Below are 19,314 nucleotides of genomic sequence, written 5' to 3' on the forward strand. Positions count from 1 at the left end.
CGAGGTGACCCATCAGCGCAGGGGGTCGAAGGGGCCCAGCTCGGCGGGCTGGCGACCGGTGGTGATCTGCTCGGCGAGCAGGTCGCCGGTGAGCGGGCCGAGGGTGATGCCCCACATGCCGTGGCCACCGGCGGCGAAGACCCGCGGTGACCGGGTCCGGCCGATCAGCGGCAGCCCGTCCGGGGTGCACGGGCGCGACCCGACCCACTCGTCGGTGCGGGCGTCCAGGTCGGCGCCGCGCAGCAGCGGTCGTGCCGCCTCGGCGATGGCCAGGACCCGGCGACGGTCCAGGGGCGCCTCGGCACTGCGGAACTCCATCATCCCCGCGACGCGCAGCCGGTCGCCCAGAGGCGTGCACGCGACGCGCTGCGCCGGGAAGTACACCGGACCGGACGGAACGTGCTCGATCGGGATGCTGAAGCTGTAGCCGCGACCGGCCTGCACGACGGTCCGGACCCCGAACCGCCGGCCCAGCTCACCGAGCCAGGTTCCGGTTGCCAGCACCACCGCGTCATAGCGCTCGTCCGCGCCGGCGGAGGTCACCACCCGGACCCCCGATCCCTCGTCGTGCACGCCGACGACGGCCGACGCGGTCACCAGCGAGGCCCCCCGGGCGCGAACGGAGTCGGCGAGCGCGTGCACGTACTCGCCGGGGTTGATGAACCGCTGGCCGTGCAGGCGGATCGCGGCGCCGATGGTGTCGGACAGCGAGGGCTCCACCTCACGCGCCTCGGCCCCGGTCAGGACGTCGAACTCGATCTCCTGCCCGGCGGAGTGGATGTGCCCCAGCTCGTCCAGCAGGACCGACCGTTCGGCCTCGGTCCGGTAGGCCGCGACGAACGACTTCGCCTCGTGCGTCATCGACTGGACCCCGCCGGCCGCCAGGGCGTCGAACGCCTCGAACGCGCGCCGGTTCATCGGAATGTAGGCCCGCATCGCGGTCCGCCACTTCGCTGCGGTGCTGTGCCGGGTGAAGCCCGCCAGGAACCGCAGGAGCCGGGCGTCCGCGCGCGGCGGCACGTAGACCGGCGACGACGGGCTCAGGACGGCGCGCAGCCCGTAGCGGAGCACCGCCGGCTCCGGCAGGGGAGTGGTGATGCCGGGGGTGAGCCAGCCCGCGTTGCCCCACGACGCGCCGGCCGCCACGCCCGTCCGGTCGAGCACGGTGACCTGGACCCCCCGTTCCTGCAGGAACCAGGCGGTGGCCAGCCCGACCATCCCCGCGCCGATGACGGCGACGCGTTGAGGGGCGGGCGTGGGCTCGATGGCGGGCATCGTTGTCTCCTTCACGGCAATGGGGGATCGGCGCCAATCCTGGCTGTGCCGCGCCGGGACGTCATTGTTCTGCCAGGCCAATGCTGGTCCTGGCGATTGGGCGAAACGAACAATGCCGAGGCACAATCGGGTGATGATCACCGTGGCTGGCATCGTGGACGCGGTCGGCGCCGCGTTGCTCAAGGTCGTCATCCCCGCCGGCGAGGCGGAGGTGCGCGACGTGACCCTCGCCGAGCTCGACGAAACACCGACCGGCCAGAGCGGGGACCTCGTCCTCGGCGCGGGCGTCGCCACCCCGGACCAGGCGCTCGCCGTCATCGACCGCTGCGCGGACGCCGCGGCCGCCGGCCTCGTCCTCAAGCCTCCGCTGGCCGCACACCCCGACGTCACGTCGTCCGCCGCCGAGCGCAAGGTGACCCTGGTCGAGCTGCAGAGCCACGGATCGTGGGCCCAGCTGGTCTGGCTGCTCCGCGGGGTGATCGACAGGGCCGCCGCGCCGGGCTCGCCGGAGACCGGCGAAACCGGGGTGTACGACGAACTGTTCGCCCTCGCCGACGCGACCGCCGCCATCGTCGACGCGCCCGTGACGATCGAGGATGCCCAGTACCGGGTGCTCGCCTACTCGTCGCGGCAGGACCGCACCGACCCGGCGCGCGTGTCGACCATCGTCGGGCGACGCGTCCCCGGCGATGTGATCGCGCACTTCCGGTCCCGGGGCGTCTTCCGCAAGCTCGCCACGGGCAGCCAGCTGGTCTTCGTGCCGCAGGGCCCGGACGGGACGCTGCCCCGGCTCGTGATCCCGATTCGCGCCGGAGGTGAGCTGCTGGGCTCGATCTGGGCCGTCGTGGAGGGGCCGCTGCCGGACGAGCGCCTCCGCGATCTCCAGGGCGCGGCGTCCGTGCTGGCGTTGCACCTGCTCCGCCTCCGGGTGCAGGCCGACGTCGCCCGCCGGGTGTCGGCCGACCGGCTCAGGGCCGCCCTGCGGGCCCCGGCCCGGACGGGCCGGGAGGAACTGGGCCTCCCCACGGGGCCGTGGCGGGCGGTCGCGCTCGGGGCGCACGGCGGGACCGGGGAGATGGTGCACAACCTGGCCCTGTGGGAGTCGATCAGCCGCCGGCACGGGTGGCGCCAGCCACTGCTCGCGGACGTGGGAGATGTCCTGTTCGCGGTCGTGGTCGACCAGGGCGCGCTGCCCGGCTCCTGGCGGTGGCTGGAACGGCTGATCCGCGACATCGCCGTGCACGACCCAGGGCTTCGCGCGGCGTCCGGCGGCGTCGCCACGGAGCTGGCCGACCTGCCGCGATCACGCGCCGAGGCGGCCGAGCTGCTCGCCCTGCACGGCGCGACCCGGCAGCGAGGATCCGTGCTGCGGTTCGAGGACGCCTGGGCCGAGGTCGTCGTACACCGCGTGGTCAGCACCGTGCCGCAGGAGGACCTGCTGGTCGGCGGGCCGCTGCCCGACCTGGTGGCCCACGACCGCAAGCACGGCACCGACTACGTCACCACGGTCGCCGCCTGGCTCGAACAACAGGGTGACCCGAGGAAGGCCGCCCAGCAGCTGCACGTACACCCCAACACGCTGCGGCACCGCCTGCGCCGCCTCGCCGAGGTCGTCCACCTCGACCTCGAGTCGCCGCGAACCCGGCTGGCGCTGCAGATCCAGCTCGCGGCGCTGCGCCCCGGGTCCTGACCGCCGGCTCCAGGGCGCGCGGTGTCGTCACCCGGCGGCCGGGAAACGATCACGAGTCGCCGCGCTGAGGTTCACGTCCCTCCTTGGTCCCGTCGCATCCGGTCCGGGCACACCTGCGCCGTCACTGCCCGGGCGGGCCGGGTGTGCTGCCCGTTGGGTGGTCCTGCCCGGTGGTCAGGAGCATCGTGAGCCCCTGGATGGTGGCCAGCCGGACGTTCGCCGGCATGGTGACGGACCGGTTGGTGAGGGCGGCGAGGCGGGCGGCCACGCCGGGGATCGCCCCGCCGCCGGTGATCAGCAGCCGTCGGGGACCAACCCGGTGCGCCCGTGGGGTGAACCGGCGGACCACCGCGGCGATGGCGGGCACCTGATCGACCGCGTTGGCGACGTCGACGCGCTCGGCGGCGGTTACCGTGCCGGAGGCGACACGGACGACTTCCGTACGGCCGTGGCCGATGTCGACGACGACCACGTCGTCGGTCCTGGCGAGGTCGATCCGGCAGGCGAGCGCTGCCGCCAGGGGTTCCTCCACCACGGTGACCCGGCCGCCGGTCGCCCGGCGGACCGCTGCCCGGACCAGGTTCTGCTGCCGGAGCGTCGCGGTGGCCGGCACCCCCACCAGCACCGGCGTGTGGGGACGGCAGGCCAGGTCGTTGGCGGTGACCAGGACGCGCAGCAGATGCACGCAGGCCGGGTAGTTGTCCATGACGCCGGCACGCACCGGCCACACGAGGGGAGCGTCGTCATGGGTGGCCCGGTCCAGGGCGGCACGGCCCACGGCCCGTCGCGAACCGGGCGGTCCCCAGGCCACCACCGTGGGCTCCTCGATCACCTGCCCGAGGGTGGGCGACCAGAGCCGTACGGTCGCCGTGCCCAGGTCGATGGCGAGCATGTGCCGCAGCCCGCGACGGGCGTACGCCCCCGGGGTCAACATGTCACCACCCCTCGAGAGTGGTGACGTCGCCCGCAGGCGCACGGCGACCGTCGAGCCGGTCCGGGCTCACGGCGCGGCGCCGGGTGACGGAGCTGGTCACCTGACGCCGCCGGAGCACCGGCGGACAGGCGCGGCGGATCGGGCGATCAGCCGTCAGACAGGCAGCGAGGGGCGCGGACATGGTGCCTTCCAGGAAAGGTGCCGGTCCCGGACCGGCAGGGTGTCGGGGGAGATCAGGCGATGCCGAGCACGCGCGGCGGTGCCCGATCGGCCGACCACACCGGCACGCATCCCGGGATCGACCGCTTCGCCAGCCGGAAGACGATGCACATTCCGACGACGCGGTCGGTGGCAGACACCAACGCGGCGAGCACGGCGGCCACGACCAGGATCGGCAGCCTGCGCTGCTCGACCACCTGTCGCCCGTCATGGACCCGCATCGCGACACCATAGCCCAACACGCCACCGTGCCCGTCGGACCACGAGCGATCCCGAACGCCGTCGTGGCGGCTGCGCCCGTTGGTGTGCCGCCGGTTGGCGATCCGCACCGCCGCCGATCAGGGCACGACCGCCGGGCAGGTCGTGCCGGGGGCCGGCGTGCGCACCGAGATCAGGTAGTCGTCGACCACGCCGGTGGTGCAGGCGCTGCGGGTGTAGGCACCGTGGCCCCAGCCCTCGTACGTCACCAGCACGCCACGGTCAGCGAGCTGCCGCTGCACGTGCAGCGCCCAGTTGTAGCCACTGGCCGGGTCGTGTCGGCTGTTGATCATCAGGAGCGGCGGGGTGCCGCCTACCTTCAGCCGGTGCTGGGGATTGGCGACCGGCTGCGGCCAGCCCAGGCACGCGGCGACCGCCCACAGAGACGCCGGATACCGCATGTCGGGCGCGACCCGGGCGGCGCGGCGCAGCAGGTCGGCGTACTGCCGATAGTCGCGCACCGGGAGACTCCAGTCGGCGCAGAAGGCCGCGGTCACCAGCGGCGGGAATCCGGCGACCGCCGCGGGACCGCCGGCGCTCATGACGGCGATCCGGCTTGCCAGGTCCGCCCAGGCCGGGCCGGCGAACCCGCGGTGCGCGGTCACCACGAGATCGAACGGGGTCACCGGGACGGCCGGGTCGGCCGCGCTGCGTAGCTCGCCGCGCTCGGCGCGTGCCATCAGGTCGGCCCAGACCGCCCGCACGTCCCGGCCGTGCAGTGCACATGCGGCGACGCGGTCGCACCAGGCCACGAACTCGTCGAACGAGTCCTGCACCGCGGCCGCCTGCGTGGTCACGAAGCCCCGAGTACCGAGGCTGTGGTCAACCGCGCTCTCCAGCACCAGCGCCCGCACCCGGTGCGGGAACACCTCCGCGTACTGCTCGCCCAGCAGGGTGCCGTACGAGCTGCCGTGGAACGTCAGCCGGTCCTCGCCCAGGGCGGCCCGGATCGCGTCCAGGTCCCGCATAGTGCTGAGCGTGTCTGCGTGGTCGAAGACCGGCCCGGTCCGGGCCCGGCAGTCGTCCCGCAGCCGCCGGTTGTAGGCGAGCAGTGCGTCGAACTCGGCCTGGCTGGTCAGCGCGGGCGACGGCCGGCCGGCGAGCAGCTCCGGCGAGCAGATCACTGGGTTGCTGCGGCCCACTCCGCGCGGGTCGAAGCTGACGATGTCGAACCGGCGACGCAGCTCGTCGCTGAACCGGCCGATGCCGGTCACCACCCGCGACACGCCGGAGTCCCCCGGTCCGCCCGGACCGAACACCAGCGTGCCGATCCGGGCCAGCGGGTCGGTGGCCGCGCGGCGTGCCACGGCGAGATCGAACCTCGGCCCCGCCGGGTCGGCCCAGTCGACCGGTACCGACAGAGTGCCGCATTCGGCGGTGGTGTCCGGTGCGCACGGAGCCCAGGCGATGGCCGGCGCGGGGCCGGCGGCCGTGGCCGGCCGGGCCACGCCGGTGGCACCGGCCACGACGGACAGGACGCCGACGGCGAGGAACGCGCCCCAGCGGACGCGGCGGGTGGAGAACCATGTCATCGAATTGCTCCCTGACTGGTTTGGGAAACAAGCCATTCGATGGTCGTTTGGTGCCGAGCCGGTCAACATCCGGGAACACCCGGAAACCTTCCCCTACCTGGCGTCCACTCTCTCCAACGGCGGTGATGACGGCCGGTCGTCGCCACGTCGGAAGGTCAGGCGGTCTCGCCCGCGATGAGGTGGCGATAGCCGGGAACGGTCTCGGTGAGCCAGCCGGTGACACTGGCCAGGCCGCGCTCGTTGATCTGGGCGTCGTGAATGGTGTACGCGTGGCGTGGCCGGATCGCCTGGGCGAACTCGATCGCCTCGCCCAGTCGCATCCAGGATGCCTGCCCCGGGATCAGCAGGGTCTGCACCGGTTCGTCCGGCACGTGCAGCGCGTCGCCCGGGTGGTAGAGGCCGTCACCCACCAGGTAGCCGAGGTTGGCGCAGCCGGGCTGGCCGTCGTGCACGGCCGCGTGCCGGCCACCGACCGCCGTCACCGGGAAGCCGGCGGCGGTGAACCGCTGCCCGACGCGGACCGGAGTCACTGACAGCGGCGCCGGGTCGGGCAGTCGCGCGCCCTCCGGCGCGTACACCGGCACGCCGAGGCCGGCCAGCCGGAGCACGTCGACGTGGTCGGTGTGCTCGTGCGTGACCAGCACGGCGTCCGCGCCCGCGAGCGCGCGCGGCTCGCTCCAGGTGCCTGGATCGATCACCAGCACCCCGCCGCCGTGCTCCACGCGCACGCAGGAATGCGTGTACTTGGTGATCCGCATTCGACGACCCTAACCCGCCGCCCGCCCTACTGGTGATCACAGCTCCCTTGCCGGGCGGGAGGAGCAGAGGGCGATGTTGCGCCGTCGCCGGGCTGGCTCGTCGGTCGGCCACTCGCGATCAATCGCCGGAAGGGCAGAGCGAGGAGAAGTGCCACCGTGACCAGGACGCTGCTCGCCCAGAGCGGACCACGTTCGGCGAAACCGGTGTTCAGCGTGGCCGCGGCGATGAGTGGTCCTGCCGCGGCACCGACGTTGAGTGCTGCGGTGGCGTACGAGCCGGCCATGCTCGGGGCTCCGGCGGCCTCGTACAGCACGCGGGCGATGAGCGTGCTCCCGAGCGCGAACGAGAGCGCCCCCTGGATGAAGGCAAGGACGAGCAGGGCAGCTGGGTGGGTGGCGGAGACGGCCAGGGCGACCCAGCCGAGCAGCAGAAGGGGGCCTCCGACGGCAACGACGAGACCGGGGCGATGGTCCGACAACCGTCCGGCGGTGGTGACGCCGACGAAGGATCCGACGCCGAACAGCACCAGCACGGCGGAGACCCAGAGGGATCCAAGTCCGGCGGCGTCAGTGACGATGGGGGCGAGGAAGGTGAAGGTGCCGAACGTTGCCGCATTCACCAGCGCGCCGAGCAGCATGACGAGGGCCAGTCGCGGACGTCGCAGCTGAGCGAGTTCACCCCGAAGGACCGGTCCGGTCGGCCGGTCCGGCCGTCCCGCTTGTGCGGGGATTCCCCGCAGCACGCCGAGGGTCGAGGGCAGGCACAGCAGGGCCACGGCCCAGAAGGTGGCGCGCCAGTCGAGCAAGGTGCCCAACAGGGCGCCGGCGGGGACCCCGGCGATGGTGGCGACGGTGATGCCGGACAGCAGTACCGCCAGGGCGCGGCCCTTCCGGTCCGGTGGGACCAGCCCTGCCGCCGCCGTGAGTGCGACCGCCAGGAATCCCGCGTTGGCGAGCGCTGCGACGACCCGAGTCACCAACAGAATGGCGAAGCTCCCGGTGACGGCGCCGAGGACGTGTGCCGCCAGGAACAGCCAGATGAATCCGAGCAGCGCCGAGCGTTGCGGCCAGTGGCGGGCGAGCGCGGCCATCAACGGCGCGCCGACAATCATGCCGATCGCGAAGGTCGAGGTGAGCAGACCTGCCGTTCCGACGGGAACGTCGAGGTTTGCGGCGATGCTCGGCAGCAGGCCGGCGAGCATGAACTCTGAGGTGCCCATGGCGAAGATGGCCACGGCAAGCAGGTAGAGAGGGAACGGCATCGAGTGACTCCGAGGTGTCGAGAAATCGGATGAGACGTCTCGTCACCGCGGTCAGCGGCCCAAGAAACTCCTGACATCCCCCGACCAGCGCGGCGGGGGGCAGGGCTATGGCTTCAGTGGTTCAGGGGGCTGACGGGTGACCGAAAGCCCCCACCCTGGATGCCTCTGGGCTCGACATGGCCCACACGATACTCAACCCACCCGACTCCGGGCACCTCGTTTCTTCGCCGCAGGACGAGACGTGGCAGACCCCCCGCGCCGGCTTTGCCGTGGACGCTTGGCGGTCAGGCTGGCCGGAAGGAGTCGCGGGCGGCGGGCGCCGCGTGCTTGATCATCAGGTGTCGGGTGACGGAGTACTCGGCGACGGCCTCCTGGCTCATGTCCTTGCCGAAGCCCGAGCCCTTGACGCCGCCGTGTGGTGCCTCGGAGGCGATCGGCAGGTGGTCGTTGATCCAGGTGACGCCGACGTCGAGGCGGTGGCTGACCCGCAGGGCCCGCGCGACGTCGCGGGTCCACACCGACGAGGCGAGGCCGTACTGGCTGTCGTTGGCCAGCCGTACCGCGTCGTCCTCGTCGTCGAAGGGAAGCACCACGACGACCGGACCGAACACCTCGCCCTGCACGATCTCGCTGCGCTGGTCGGCGTCGACAACCAGGGTAGGTGGGAAGAAGAACCCGGGCCCGTCCGCAGGGGCACCGCCGAGCGCGACGGTGGCGCCGTCGGCCGCGGCGCGGGTCACGAAGTTCGCCACCCGGCCGCGGTGGTCGGCGGAGATGAGCGGACCGATGTCGGTCTCGGCCGACCAGGGGTCGCCGGTGCGTACCGTGGCCAGGGCCGCCTCGAGCGCGCCGACCGCGTCCCGGTAGGCGGACCGCTGGACGTAGACCCGGGTGGCGGCGGTGCAGTCCTGGCCCGTGTTGTACGTCGCGCCCATGGCCACGCCGGACGCCATCTCGGGCAGGTCCGCGTCGTCGAAGACGACCGCCGGGGCCTTCCCGCCGAGTTCGAGGTGTACCCGTTTGAGCCCGGCCACCGCGCCGCGCATCACCTCCCGACCGGTCCGGGTCGATCCGGTGACGCTGACCATGTCCACGCCCGGGTCCGCGACCAGGGCGGTTCCCACCTCGGCGGCGCCGGTGACGACCTGCACCAGGCCGGCCGGCGCGCCCGCCTCCTCGATCAGTCGCGCCAACGCGAGGGTGGTGCGGGGGGTCTGCGGTGCGGGCTTGATGACTACCGCGTTGCCGGCCGCGACGGCCGGAGCGATCTTCCAGATCGCCATGATGAGCGGGAAGTTCCACGGCGCGATCGAGCCGACGACGCCGACGGGCCGGCGTACCAGCAGGGACGTGTAGCCGGCGGACAGGGTGCCGGCGCCCGTCCCGTCCAGCGAGCGTGCCGCACCGGCGAAGAATCGTAGGTTGTCCACGCCGAACGGCAACTCGCCGTCGCGCATGACCGACGCCGGTTTCCCGGTCTCCTCCACCTCCAGGCGGGCCAGTTCGTCCGCGTCCCGTTCGACGAGGTCGGCCAGGCGCAGCAGGACCCGCGCGCGGTCCACCGGGGTGGCGTCCCGCCATTGGTCGAACGCGGTCCGGGCGGTGGCCACCCGCTTCGCGACGTCTGCGGGATCGGTGTCCGCGATCTCGCCGATGACGGCGCCGGTCGCGGGGTTGATCAGGATGGCCACGGTCGCTCCTCAGCTGTTGAAACCGACACCGAAGCGGTCCAGGAGCCGTAGCCACGGCCCCCGGCGCCCGTCGTGCGCGTCCGCCGCGGCGAGTGCGCGGCGGGTCAGCTCCACCACCGGGTACCGCAGCGGTTCGGGCGGGAACGGCACCGGCCGGCGCCGTACCATCTGCAGCCGGGTCCGGTCGGTGTCCCGGCCGGCCAGCAGGTCCAGCGCCACCTGCGCGCCGAAGCGGGACGCGGCCACGCCGAGTCCGGTGTAGCCGACGGCGTAGGCGATCCGCCGGTCGCGGGTGGTGCCGAAGATCGGGGTGAACCGGGTGGTGGAGTCGATCACCCCGCCCCAGCGGTGGGTGAACCGGATCCCGTCGAGCTGGGGGAAGGTCTGCGCGAAGTGTTCGGCGAGCAGCAGGTGAGTGGCGTCGCGCTGGTCGAGGGCCGGGTCCACCCGGTTGCCGAACCAGTAGATGGCGTCGTAGCCACCGAACAGGATCCGGTTGTCGTCGGTGAGGCGGTAGTAGTGGAACTGGTTACCGGCGTCGGTGAGGCCCTGCGCCTCGGGCCACCCCAGCTGTGCTCGCTGCACGTCGCTGAGCGGTTCGGTGGCGAGGACGTAGTCGTAGACCGGCAGGATCCAGTGCCGCAGCCGTCGCAGCGGCGGGGGATAGGCGTTGGTCCCGATGACCACCTGGCGGCAGCTGACGGGTCCGCCGCTGGTCCGGACCACGAGGCCAGTGCGGGACCGGTCGAAGCCGGTGACCCGGGTGTTCTCGTGGATCGTCACCCCGAGCGACTCGGCGACCCGCGCCAACCCCCAGGCCAGTCGGGCCGGGTCGACCAGGCCGCCGGCGCCGCGCAGCCGTATGCCCGCGAGGTAGGTGGGTGAGGCCACGTCGGCGCGTACCTGGCCGGCGTCGAGCAGCGCGACGTCGTCCCCGTACGCCCGGTGCAGGTCGGCCAGCGCGGCGAGCTCGGCCACCTGGTGGGGGGCGACCGCGACGGTCGTCTTGCCGCACAATCGCAGCCCGGCGTCGATGCCGAACTCCTGCACGGTCTCGGCGATCGCGGCGAGGTTGTCCCGGCCGAGGCGGACCAGCGAGTCCATCTCGGTGGGCCACCGCGACAGGCCGTGGGACAGGCCGTGCGTGAGCGAGTCCGCGACGAACCCGCCGTTGCGCCCGGAGGCGCCGAAGGCGATCCGCTCGGCCTCCACCAGCACCACGTCGGCGGCGGGGTTGTCCTGTTTGGCCAGGATGGCGGTCCACAGGCCGGTGAACCCGCAGCCGACCACCACCAGGTCGGCGGTGCGCGGGCCGGTCAGTCGCGCCCGCGGCGCCGGCCGGTCCGGACGGTCGGTCCAGAAGCTCGCCGGCGCCGCGTCGGCGATCGCCTGCCGGGCCCTCGCCCGCGCCCCGGTGGCGGTGCGGGCCGGTGCGTACCAGTTCGTCAACGACGGGCCCCGGTGCTACCCAACCGCTCGATCGCGTCGGCGGCCTGGCGCAGGCCGTCGGCGGCCCGGATCGCCGCGCCGTGCGCCGCGAGCCGGCCGCGCAGATCCTCGTCGCCGAGCAGGCGCTCGATGGCCTCGTGCAGCTGCTCGTCGGTGAACCGGTACGGGTCGAGGCGTACCCCGAAGCCGAGTTCGTCGACCCGCTGCGCGTTGTCGTACTGGTCCCAGAACAGCGGCAGCACGATCATCGGCTTGCCGAAGTGCAACGCCTCGGTGGTGGTGTTGTTGCCGCCGTGGGTGATGACCAGGTCGGCCACGGGGATGATCTTCGTCTGCGGCACGAACTCCGCACCCCACATGTTCTCGGCGAGGTCGATCTCGGCGTGCAGCGGGCCCTTGGACACGATGTAGCGGTGCGGCGTCTTGGCCAGCGAGTCGATGACCCGGCGCATCAGCTCGACGTCGGCGGAGCCGAGCGAACCGAGGCTGAAGTAGATCAGCGCACCGTCCCGGTCGGCGAGCTCGGCCGGCATGCTGAACTCCTCGTCGGTCTCGCGGACCGACGACTCGAGCCGTTGCCAGGTCGGGCCGAGCGGCCGGGTGTCGGTGTAGTCGGCGATGCCTGGGTAGACGTAGAGGTTGAGGTCGCCGTCGTGGATGAATTCGAGGTCGGGCAGGCCCGGTGCGCCCTGCTCGCGTACCCAGGCGTCGAACTCCTCCCACACGGGACGGTGGACCCGGTCGTACTCGGCCCGGAACGCCGCCCAGCCCGACCGGTCCGCGGCGGGGTACCCGGAGAAGACCGGGGCGATGTCCTGGCCCTTCATCTCCAGCGGGTTGCAGGAGACGATCCGTACGAAGGGCACCCCGGCGGTGTTGAGCGCGGGGAAGGCGACCACGTTGTCCTCGACGATGACGTCCGGCCGTACCCGGTCGATGATGTCCAGCAGCCGGGGTTGGCAGTACTTCGCGCCGTTGATGAGCTCGACCCACACCGGCTTGACCCAGGTCTCGAGCTGCTCGATCGTCGGCTTGCGGAACTCGGGCGCGGTGCCGCGGATGAAGTCCTTCCAGAACTGGCCGGCGTCCTGTTCCTCGGCGTTCTCCGGCGGCGGGGCGAGGTCGACCAGGTCCTCCTCGAAGCCGAGCGCGGTCAGCTTGCCCCGCCACGACGCCTCGGCCGCGAACACCACCCGGTGCCCGCGTCGGCGCAGCACATCGCCGATGCCGATGCAGTTGTTGGTGGGGCCGTACGCGCTCTCGGGCATGAACAGAACCGTCAGCTGAGACATCGACTCTCCCGGGGGTGACTGTTGAATCGAAATTCAACAAGCTCCTCGCTCGGCCGTCAATACGCAGGCACTATGGTGTTCGGGAGAGTGTTGACGTCGTATCTCGGATCGGTGCCCATGAAGACCCGCAAGTCCCGCGCCCAGCGCCGCCAGGACCTCATCGAGGCCGCGCGCCGCGCCATGATCCAGCATGGGACCGACACGGTGCTGCTCAACCAGGTGGCCGAACAGGCGGGCCTCACCTCCGGCGCGGTCCTCTACCACTATCCCGACCTGCGGGACCTGCTGCTCGAGGCGCACCACGCCGGCATGGAACGCTTCTACGAGCTGCGGGTGAAGCGGATCGCCGGCATCTCCGACCCGGTACGGAAGCTGGTGGTGACGATCCGCTCCGGGCTGCCCACCGACGCCGAGGACGCCGACGTGCGCCTGCTCTGCGAACTCGGCGGGGCGGCCGGCCGTAACCGGGTCTACGCCGCCCTGCTGACCACGCTCTACGACCGACAGGTCTCCATGTACCAGACGATCCTCGAACTCGGCGCGGCCCACGGCGTGTTCACCCTCGCCGTGCCGTCGGAGGCCATCGCCCGCAACCTGGTGGCGCTCGAGGACGCCTACGGCTACCGGATCGTGGCCCGGCACCCGACCCTGCACGCCGCCGAGGCGGTCGAGCTCATCCTGTCGTACGCCCGGCTGGTCACCGGCAACCCGCTGGACGTACCGGAGGAGCCGGCCAAGCCTCCGCGCGCCCGGAAGGCCACGGCGTAGCGCGGACGGCATGGCGCCCGGGCGGTCAGGCCCGGTCGAGCAGCACGGCGTCGGCGCCCGACCAGTCCACCCGGGTCTTGTCGCCGAGCCCCACTGCGGCGGCGCCGGCGATCGTGGCCAGCAGCGGCCGGTCGAGCCCGGTCACGTCCACCGCCACCCGCGTGGTGCCACCGAAGAAGGTCACGTCGCGCACCACCCCGACCAGGCCGCCGTCGGCGCCCAGCCGCACCCGCTCGGGACGCACCGCCAGGGTCGCGGTGGCCCCGACGGCGTCCGGGGCGGCGGGGCAGGGCAGCACCCCGACGTCCGGCACCCGCAGCCCGTCGGTGGTGACCACGCCGGTGATCAGATTGTTGGCCCCGATGAAGTCCGCCACGAACAGGTCGGCGGGCCGCTCGTAAAGGGGCACCGGCGCGTCGATCTGGCGCACCCGGCCCTCGCTCATCACGGCGATCCGGTCGGCCAGCGACATCGCCTCCTCCTGGTCGTGGGTGACGACCACGAAGGTGATGCCCACCTCGTGCTGCAACCGCTTGAGTTCCAGCTGCATCTCGGCGCGCACCTTCTTGTCCAGCGCCGACAGGGGCTCGTCGAGCAGCAGCAGCCGGGGCCGCTTCACGATCGCCCGGGCCAGTGCGACGCGCTGCCGCTGGCCGCCGGAGAGCTGGTGCGGGCGACGGCGGGCCAGTCCGGTGAGCCCGACGGTGGTGAGCACCTCGTCCACCCGCTCGCGGATCTCCCGCCTCAGCACCCCTTCGCGCTCCAGCCCGTACGCGATGTTCTTGGCCACGGTCATGTGCGGGAACAGCGCGTAGGACTGGAACATCAGGTTGACCGGCCGTCGGTGCGGCGCCACGGCGAGCAGGTCGGCGCCGTCGAGGGTCACCGAGCCGCTGTCCGGGTGCTCGAAGCCGGCGAGGATCCGCAGCAGGGTCGTCTTGCCGCAGCCGCTCGGGCCCAGCAGGGCGAAGAACTCGCCCTGGCGGATCTCGAGACTGACCTGCTCCAGGGCGCGGACGTCGCCGAAGCGGCGGCTGACACCCTGGATGCTGACCAGGGGTTCGCCGGCTGGCGCACCACGATGCTCGCTCATAGGGACTCCGTGAGGCGGGACAGGCGCTGGGCCGCGATGACGAACGTGAAGCTGACCGCCAGCAGCAGCGTGGCCAGGGCGTTGATTTCGGGGGTGACGCCGAAACGCACCATCGAATAGATCACGATGGGCAGCGTCGGGTCCTGCGGGCCGGCGGTGAAGAAGGCGATGACGAACTCGTCGATGGACAGGGAGAAGGCCAGCAGCGCACCGGCGATGATGCCCGGGGCGAGCGACGGCAGCGTGATCCGGACGAAGGTCTGCACCGCCGTGGCGCCCAGGTCGCGGGAGGCTTCCTCCAGGGACCCGTCGACGTGGGCCAGCCGGGTGCGGACCACCGCCGCGACGAAGGCCGTGCCGAACACCGTGTGCGCCAGCAGGATCGAGTGCAGGCCGAGCGTGAACTGAACGGCGGTGTAGAAGGCGAGCAGCCCGATGGCGAGCACGATGTCGGGCAGCACCGCCGGCGCCACGGCGATCGCGTCGAGCAGCTTCGACCGCGTGTACCGGGCGAGGCCGACGGCGAGCAGGGTACCGAGGACCGTGGACAGCGCGGTGGCGCCGGCCGCGACGACCAGCGTGTTGATCAGTCCCTCGCGCACCGCCCGGTCGTCGAACAGGCGTCCGTACCAGGCGGTGTCGAACCCGTCCCACCGGTACGGGGTTTCGGCGGCGTTGAACGACATGACCACGAGGACCACGATCGGCAGGTAGAGGAAGAGGTACGTCAGGCCCGCCGGGACGTACAGCCAGCTGAATTTACGCACGGTTGCCACCTGCCAGCCGTCGCGCCGCCCACGCCTGGGCCATGAGCAGCAGGATGAGCAGGGCGATCACGACGAGCGCCAGGGTCGAGCCGAACGGCCAGTCCCGCGCCTTCAGGAACTGGTCGCGGATGAGGTTGCCGACCATCACCGTGCGACCGCCGCCGAGCAGTTCGGGGACCACGAAGTTGCCCAGGCTGGGCACGAACACGAAGACACAGCCGGTCAGCACACCGGGCAGGGTGAGCGGCAGGGTCACCGACCAGAAGGTTCGGACCGGCCGGGCGCCCAGGTTCGCCGACGCCTCGCGGAGCTGGGGGTCGAGCCGTTCGATCGCCGAGTACAGCGGCAGGACCATCAGTGGCAGGTAGGCGTAGAGCAGGCCGCCGACGACGGCGCCGGGCGTGTAGAGCAGCTCCAACGGCCGGTCGATCGCCCCGATCCCGGTCAGCGTCCGGTTGATCACGCCCTCGCTGTTGAGCAGGATGATCCACGCGTAGGTGCGGATGAGGAAGTTGGTCCAGAACGGCAGGACCACGAGGACGAGCGCCACCGTGCGCCAGCGGCGGGGGAGCCGGGCGATGAGGTATGCGGTCGGATAGCCGAGCAGCAGCGCGAGCAGTGTGGTGAGCCCGGCCAGCTTCACCGAGGTCCAGATGACGCCCAGGTAGAGCCCGTCGGCGACCCGGGTGAAGTTGTCCGTCGACGCCTCGTACACGATCCCGCCGAAGCGGCCCCGGTGGAACAGCGTGTAGCTGAGCACGAGCGCGAGCGGCACGAGCAGGAACACCGCCAGGTAGCCCAGCCCGGGTCCGAGGGTGGCCAACCGCCCGGCGAGGCGCTCCCGTCGGGCGGCGCGCCGCCCGACCGGACCGACGTCCGTGCGGGCGGCGCGCTGGGGGGTGAGAGTTGAGCTCACTTGCTGGCCGACACCTCGGTCGCGATCCGGGTGTACGCCGGCGCGGCGTCACCCAGGTCGACCGGAACCTCGCCCTTGAGCAGCTCGGCGGGGGGCGTCTTCAGCTCCGGGTGGCTGTCCAGCAGCTTGGTGTCGACCTTGGCCATGGCGGCGGCGTTCGGCACCTTGTAGAGGATGTTCTCGGCGGCCCAGGAGTGGTTGCCCGGGTCGAGGATGTAGTTGATGAAGGCGTGCGCCGCCTCCTTGTTCTTCGACGTCTTCAAGACCACCATGGTGTCCACCCAGAGGTCGCTGCCCTCCTTGGGCACCACGAACTTGATCTTCGGGTCGTCGGTGGGGCACCAGCCGTCCCACGCCTCGACCAGGGCGGCCTCGCCCGACTTGAGCCGGTCGCCGAAGGTGGTGTCGTCGTAGGCCAGCAGCGTCTTCTTCGCGGTGAGCAGCTTCTGCTTCACCTGCTCCAGCTGCTCGGCGTCGGTGGTGTTCGCCGAGAAGCCGAGCACCTTCTGGGCCGGCAGCATGAGCCACCGTTCGGTGGCCATCATGGTCACCTTCTTGGCCAGCTGCGGCCTGGGTGAGAGCAGGTCCTCCCAGCTGTCGGGGGTGTAGCCGGTCAGGTCGGTGCGGTAGCACAGGCCGGTCGTGCCCCAGGTGTACGGCACGGAGAACTTGTTGCCCTTGTCGTACGCCAGTTGCCCGGCCTCCGGGTAGAGGTTCTTGAGGTTGGGCACGAGATCGGTGTGAATCGGCTCGAGCAGGCCCTGCTCGGCCAGCGCCTGGGCGAATTGTCCGGAGACGAACGCGACGTCGATGCCGCTGTCCGCGCCCGCGGTCAGCTTCGCCATGATCTCTTCGTTGGTGGCGTGCTTGGTGACGGTGACCGCCGGACCCTTCGCCGTCTTGAACTTCTCGGGAAGATCCTCCGGCATGTAGCCGTCCCAGTTGGAGACCGTGAGCTTCTGCTTGCTCAGGTCCGCGTTCGGGTCGAGGGCATCCGGGCCGGCGGCGCCGGCGTTGTCGGAGCCACCGCCGCACGCCGCCACGGCGAGCACGAGGCCCGCGGCGAGGGCGGCCGAAACGGCGGTACGCCGGGCACTTCTGAACGGCAACACTCGGCACTCCCGTCGAGAGTCGAGACAGTGCACCGGAGTGTTGCAATGCAAGTCAACGTGCGCAAGACTCGTGCCGCCTTTTGTAGCCGACTTTTTACGCCGGAAACTGAATTTGGATTCAACACACGCCCGAGTGCCGCCCGGTGCCTCCGCCGCGCTCGTCGAGGCCCTCGCCACCGGAGGCGCGATCACCGGCCTACGGGTGCGTCGCTTCGTCCCGCTCGCCCGAGGTCCCCTCGGGGAACGACTGATCACCGTCGACCAGACCAACACCTCGGTCGTGGTGGGCGAACGCGTCGTGGTCAAGTGGATGCGCCCCGCTGAGACGCCCGACCGGGCTCCCGACCTGCTCGCCCACCTGGCGGCCGCAAACTTCACCCGTACGCCCACCCCGTACGCGGCCGTCTACCGGGACGAGCCGGACGGCGGCCTGGCGGCGGTCGTGACCGGCTTCCTGCCGGACGCCGCCGACGGGTGGGACTGGTGCGTCGACGCCCTGCTCCACCAGCTCGACGGGGGACCGCCCGCCGACCTGGCCGGCGACCTCGGGGCGCTGGCCGCCGAACTGCACTGCGCCCTGGCCACCGCGTCCGACACCATCCCGGCACCCGTGGCGGTCAGCCACCGGGACTGGGCGGCCGACGGCCTGGCCGTCCTCGACGAGGCACGCCGGCTCGTCGCCGCGGCCGACGACGAGGACGCCCGGTGGTTCACCGCCCGGGTGCCCCGGCTCGCCGCCGACATCTGGCGGTCCCGCGAGGTGGACCGGGCGTACGTCATCCAACCGCACGGCGACCTGCACGTGGGACAGGTGCTGCGCTGGCGGGGCGGCCTCGCGGTGACCGACTTCGACGGCAACCCGACCCTCGCGGCACCCGCCGGCGGCACCCTAACCGAGCCGGCCGCGCGGGACGTGGCGCAGCTGCGCACGAGCCTGCTGCACGTCGGGCAGATCGCCAGCCGGCGGACCGAGGGCCGGCACCGGCCCGCCGTCGCCGACTGGTGCCGGCGCGGCGTCGACGACCTGCTCGCGGCCTACCTCGGCACCCTGCATGAGCGCGGCATGGCGCACCTGTTCGACGAGCGGCTGCTGCGACCGTTCGAGGTCGAGCAGGAGTGCCGCGAGCTGTGCTACGCCGCCCGTTTCCTGCCCCGCTGGCGGTACGCCCCGATGGGCGTCCTGCGCAGCTGGTACGACTGACCCGAGGAGAACCGTGGACCCCCGCCTGTTCCTGGCCGACCTGGAAGCCAAGCCGGAGTCGCTGCGCCGCCTGGCCGCGACGCTCACCGACGGTGACCCGTGGCACGGGCTGCCCGACCGGGTCGAGCGAGTCCTCCTGCTCGGGATGGGCAGTTCCCGCTACGCGGCCGAGATGGCCGCACTGCGGCTGCGCGCCGCGGGTGTCGACGCGGTCGCCGAGTACGCCTCGGCCGCCACCGGCTATCCGCCCGGGCCGCGGACCCTGGTGGTCGCCATCTCCGCCACCGGGACCAGCCAGGAGACCCTCGACGCCACCAGCCGCTACCAGGGGGAGGCCCCACTCGTCGCGCTGACCAACGTGCCGGACTCGCCGCTGGCGAAGGTGGCCGACCTCGTCGTCCCGATGCACGCCGGCGCCGAGGCCGGCGGGGTGGCCTGCCGGAGCTTCCAACACACCCTGGTGCTGCTGCTGGATCTGGTGACCCGACTGGCCGGGCAACGGGACATCCCGGGCGACCGCCGGCGGGACATCGCGGGCCTGGCCCGGCGCGCCGCGGACGCCACCGAGGATCTGCTGACCCGCCGGGACGAATGGCTGCCCGTGGCCGCCGAAGTCCTGGACGGCCCGCACGGCGTCTACACCCTCGCGCCGGCCGAGCGGCTCTCGTCGGCGATGCAGTCGGCGTTGATGGTCCGCGAGGGTCCCCGCCGTCCCGCCGACGGATGCGAGACGGGGGACTGGTCGCACGTCGACGTCTACCTCACCAAGACCCTCGACTACCGCGCCCTGCTCTTTCCCGGCTCCCACTACGACGCGCCGGCGCTGGACTGGCTGCGGCAGCGGGCGGCCACGGTGCTCGCCGTCGGCGCCGAGGTGACCGGCGCCGCAGCGACGGTGCGCTATCGCGGCGACGACGAGCCCGTCGTACGCCTGCTCACCGAGACGCTGGTCGCCGAGCTTGTGGCCGCCCGGTGGTGGGCCGACTCCTGAAAGCGAGATCAGCTCCGACGGGCTGCCATGTTCCAGGCCAATGAACTTCTTGACTGTCTAACTGAATCCAGCTTTAAATGTCGGGCACGCCAGCTCAGGCGTTCGC

17 protein-coding genes are annotated in these 19,314 nt (G+C 72.1%); 4 read left to right on the forward strand and 13 right to left on the reverse strand.

The window, feature by feature from the left end:
- Positions 1-12: 12 nt before the first annotated feature.
- Positions 13-1,275, reverse strand: a complete 1,263-nt coding sequence (locus ACFYM6_RS26155) for an NAD(P)/FAD-dependent oxidoreductase (protein ID WP_387279619.1) — start codon at positions 1,273-1,275, stop codon at positions 13-15.
- Between the two features lie 133 nt (positions 1,276-1,408).
- On the opposite strand from ACFYM6_RS26155, the gene ACFYM6_RS26160 reads away from it, so the two are divergent.
- Positions 1,409-2,965, forward strand: a complete 1,557-nt coding sequence (locus ACFYM6_RS26160; RefSeq protein ID WP_387279621.1) for a helix-turn-helix domain-containing protein — start codon at positions 1,409-1,411, stop codon at positions 2,963-2,965.
- Positions 2,966-3,086: 121 nt separating this feature from the next.
- Here the strand turns inward: ACFYM6_RS26160 and ACFYM6_RS26165 are convergent, their stop codons facing one another.
- The 8 genes from ACFYM6_RS26165 to ACFYM6_RS26200 form a co-directional block, all read right to left on the reverse strand.
- Positions 3,087-3,899, reverse strand: coding sequence for a rod shape-determining protein (locus tag ACFYM6_RS26165; protein WP_387279623.1), 813 nt, complete (start codon positions 3,897-3,899; stop codon positions 3,087-3,089).
- A gap of 233 nt (positions 3,900-4,132) precedes the next feature.
- Positions 4,133-4,447 (reverse strand): hypothetical protein, encoded by a 315-nt coding sequence (locus tag ACFYM6_RS26170; RefSeq protein WP_387279625.1) that lies wholly within the window; start codon positions 4,445-4,447, stop codon positions 4,133-4,135.
- A 9-nt stretch (positions 4,448-4,456) separates the two neighbouring features.
- On the reverse strand, positions 4,457-5,908 hold the full coding sequence (locus ACFYM6_RS26175) for an alpha/beta fold hydrolase (RefSeq protein WP_387279627.1): 1,452 nt from the start codon (positions 5,906-5,908) through the stop codon (positions 4,457-4,459).
- Positions 5,909-6,063: 155 nt separating this feature from the next.
- Entirely contained in the window at positions 6,064-6,666 is a 603-nt protein-coding gene (locus tag ACFYM6_RS26180) for an MBL fold metallo-hydrolase (protein WP_387279628.1), read from the reverse strand.
- A gap of 26 nt (positions 6,667-6,692) precedes the next feature.
- Positions 6,693-7,928 carry a Cmx/CmrA family chloramphenicol efflux MFS transporter gene (locus tag ACFYM6_RS26185; protein WP_387279630.1) on the reverse strand — a complete coding sequence of 412 codons (1,236 nt, stop codon included), beginning with the start codon at positions 7,926-7,928 and terminating at the stop codon, positions 6,693-6,695.
- Positions 7,929-8,212: 284 nt separating this feature from the next.
- Positions 8,213-9,619: an aminobutyraldehyde dehydrogenase gene (locus ACFYM6_RS26190; protein WP_387279631.1), complete on the reverse strand. Its 1,407-nt coding sequence runs from the start codon at positions 9,617-9,619 to the stop codon at positions 8,213-8,215.
- Positions 9,620-9,628: 9 nt separating this feature from the next.
- Complete coding sequence (locus ACFYM6_RS26195; RefSeq protein WP_387279633.1) at positions 9,629-11,068, reverse strand: NAD(P)/FAD-dependent oxidoreductase; 1,440 nt, start codon at positions 11,066-11,068, stop codon at positions 9,629-9,631.
- A complete protein-coding gene (locus tag ACFYM6_RS26200; protein ID WP_387279635.1) occupies positions 11,065-12,360 on the reverse strand; it encodes a glycosyltransferase in 1,296 nt (431 codons plus the stop codon). Before ACFYM6_RS26200 ends, ACFYM6_RS26195 begins: the two co-directional genes overlap by 4 nt.
- Before the next feature lie 117 nt (positions 12,361-12,477).
- Here ACFYM6_RS26200 and ACFYM6_RS26205 point away from each other — a divergent pair, with 117 nt between their 5' ends.
- Positions 12,478-13,128 (forward strand): TetR/AcrR family transcriptional regulator, encoded by a 651-nt coding sequence (locus tag ACFYM6_RS26205; RefSeq protein ID WP_073838417.1) that lies wholly within the window; start codon positions 12,478-12,480, stop codon positions 13,126-13,128.
- Between the two features lie 25 nt (positions 13,129-13,153).
- Here ACFYM6_RS26205 and ACFYM6_RS26210 read toward each other — a convergent pair whose 3' ends face one another.
- Genes ACFYM6_RS26210 through ACFYM6_RS26225 form a run of 4 tightly spaced genes read right to left on the reverse strand, consistent with a single transcriptional unit; the run spans position 13,154 to position 17,016 of the window.
- Entirely contained in the window at positions 13,154-14,221 is a 1,068-nt protein-coding gene (locus ACFYM6_RS26210) for an ABC transporter ATP-binding protein (RefSeq protein ID WP_387279637.1), read from the reverse strand.
- The gene (locus ACFYM6_RS26215; protein ID WP_387279639.1) at positions 14,218-14,988 is read right to left on the reverse strand and encodes an ABC transporter permease; all 771 of its coding nucleotides are present in this window, start codon (positions 14,986-14,988) and stop codon (positions 14,218-14,220) included. Before ACFYM6_RS26215 ends, ACFYM6_RS26210 begins: the two co-directional genes overlap by 4 nt.
- Positions 14,981-15,904 carry an ABC transporter permease gene (locus ACFYM6_RS26220; RefSeq protein WP_387279641.1) on the reverse strand — a complete coding sequence of 308 codons (924 nt, stop codon included), beginning with the start codon at positions 15,902-15,904 and terminating at the stop codon, positions 14,981-14,983. The genes ACFYM6_RS26215 and ACFYM6_RS26220 overlap by 8 nt, the downstream gene beginning before the upstream one ends.
- Positions 15,901-17,016 (reverse strand): spermidine/putrescine ABC transporter substrate-binding protein, encoded by a 1,116-nt coding sequence (locus ACFYM6_RS26225; RefSeq protein ID WP_387279643.1) that lies wholly within the window; start codon positions 17,014-17,016, stop codon positions 15,901-15,903. Before ACFYM6_RS26225 ends, ACFYM6_RS26220 begins: the two co-directional genes overlap by 4 nt.
- Positions 17,017-17,149: 133 nt before the next feature.
- Between ACFYM6_RS26225 and ACFYM6_RS26230 the strand changes: the two genes are divergently transcribed.
- Together ACFYM6_RS26230 and ACFYM6_RS26235 are read left to right on the forward strand one after the other, a co-directional pair.
- Entirely contained in the window at positions 17,150-18,217 is a 1,068-nt protein-coding gene (locus ACFYM6_RS26230; protein ID WP_387279645.1) for a hypothetical protein, read from the forward strand.
- A gap of 13 nt (positions 18,218-18,230) precedes the next feature.
- Positions 18,231-19,208: an SIS domain-containing protein gene (locus tag ACFYM6_RS26235; protein WP_387279647.1), complete on the forward strand. Its 978-nt coding sequence runs from the start codon at positions 18,231-18,233 to the stop codon at positions 19,206-19,208.
- The last annotated feature ends 106 nt before the right edge of the window (positions 19,209-19,314 follow it).

The sequence above is a fragment of the Micromonospora sp. NPDC006431 genome, assembly GCF_042870725.1.
Classification (GTDB): Bacteria; Actinomycetota; Actinomycetes; order Mycobacteriales; family Micromonosporaceae; genus Micromonospora.

Bases quoted from the DNA above. Each gene is read 5' to 3' on its own strand.
- ACFYM6_RS26155 (WP_387279619.1), bottom strand. From the start codon at position 1,275: ATGCCCGCCATCGAGCCCACGCCCGCCCCTCAACGCGTCGCCGTCATC.
- ACFYM6_RS26160 (WP_387279621.1), top strand. From the start codon at position 1,409: ATGATCACCGTGGCTGGCATCGTGGACGCGGTCGGCGCCGCGTTGCTC.
- ACFYM6_RS26165 (WP_387279623.1), bottom strand. From the start codon at position 3,899: ATGTTGACCCCGGGGGCGTACGCCCGTCGCGGGCTGCGGCACATGCTC.
- ACFYM6_RS26175 (WP_387279627.1), bottom strand. From the start codon at position 5,908: ATGACATGGTTCTCCACCCGCCGCGTCCGCTGGGGCGCGTTCCTCGCC.
- ACFYM6_RS26180 (WP_387279628.1), bottom strand. From the start codon at position 6,666: ATGCGGATCACCAAGTACACGCATTCCTGCGTGCGCGTGGAGCACGGC.
- ACFYM6_RS26185 (WP_387279630.1), bottom strand. From the start codon at position 7,928: ATGCCGTTCCCTCTCTACCTGCTTGCCGTGGCCATCTTCGCCATGGGC.
- ACFYM6_RS26200 (WP_387279635.1), bottom strand. From the start codon at position 12,360: ATGTCTCAGCTGACGGTTCTGTTCATGCCCGAGAGCGCGTACGGCCCC.
- ACFYM6_RS26205 (WP_073838417.1), top strand. From the start codon at position 12,478: ATGAAGACCCGCAAGTCCCGCGCCCAGCGCCGCCAGGACCTCATCGAG.
- ACFYM6_RS26210 (WP_387279637.1), bottom strand. From the start codon at position 14,221: ATGAGCGAGCATCGTGGTGCGCCAGCCGGCGAACCCCTGGTCAGCATC.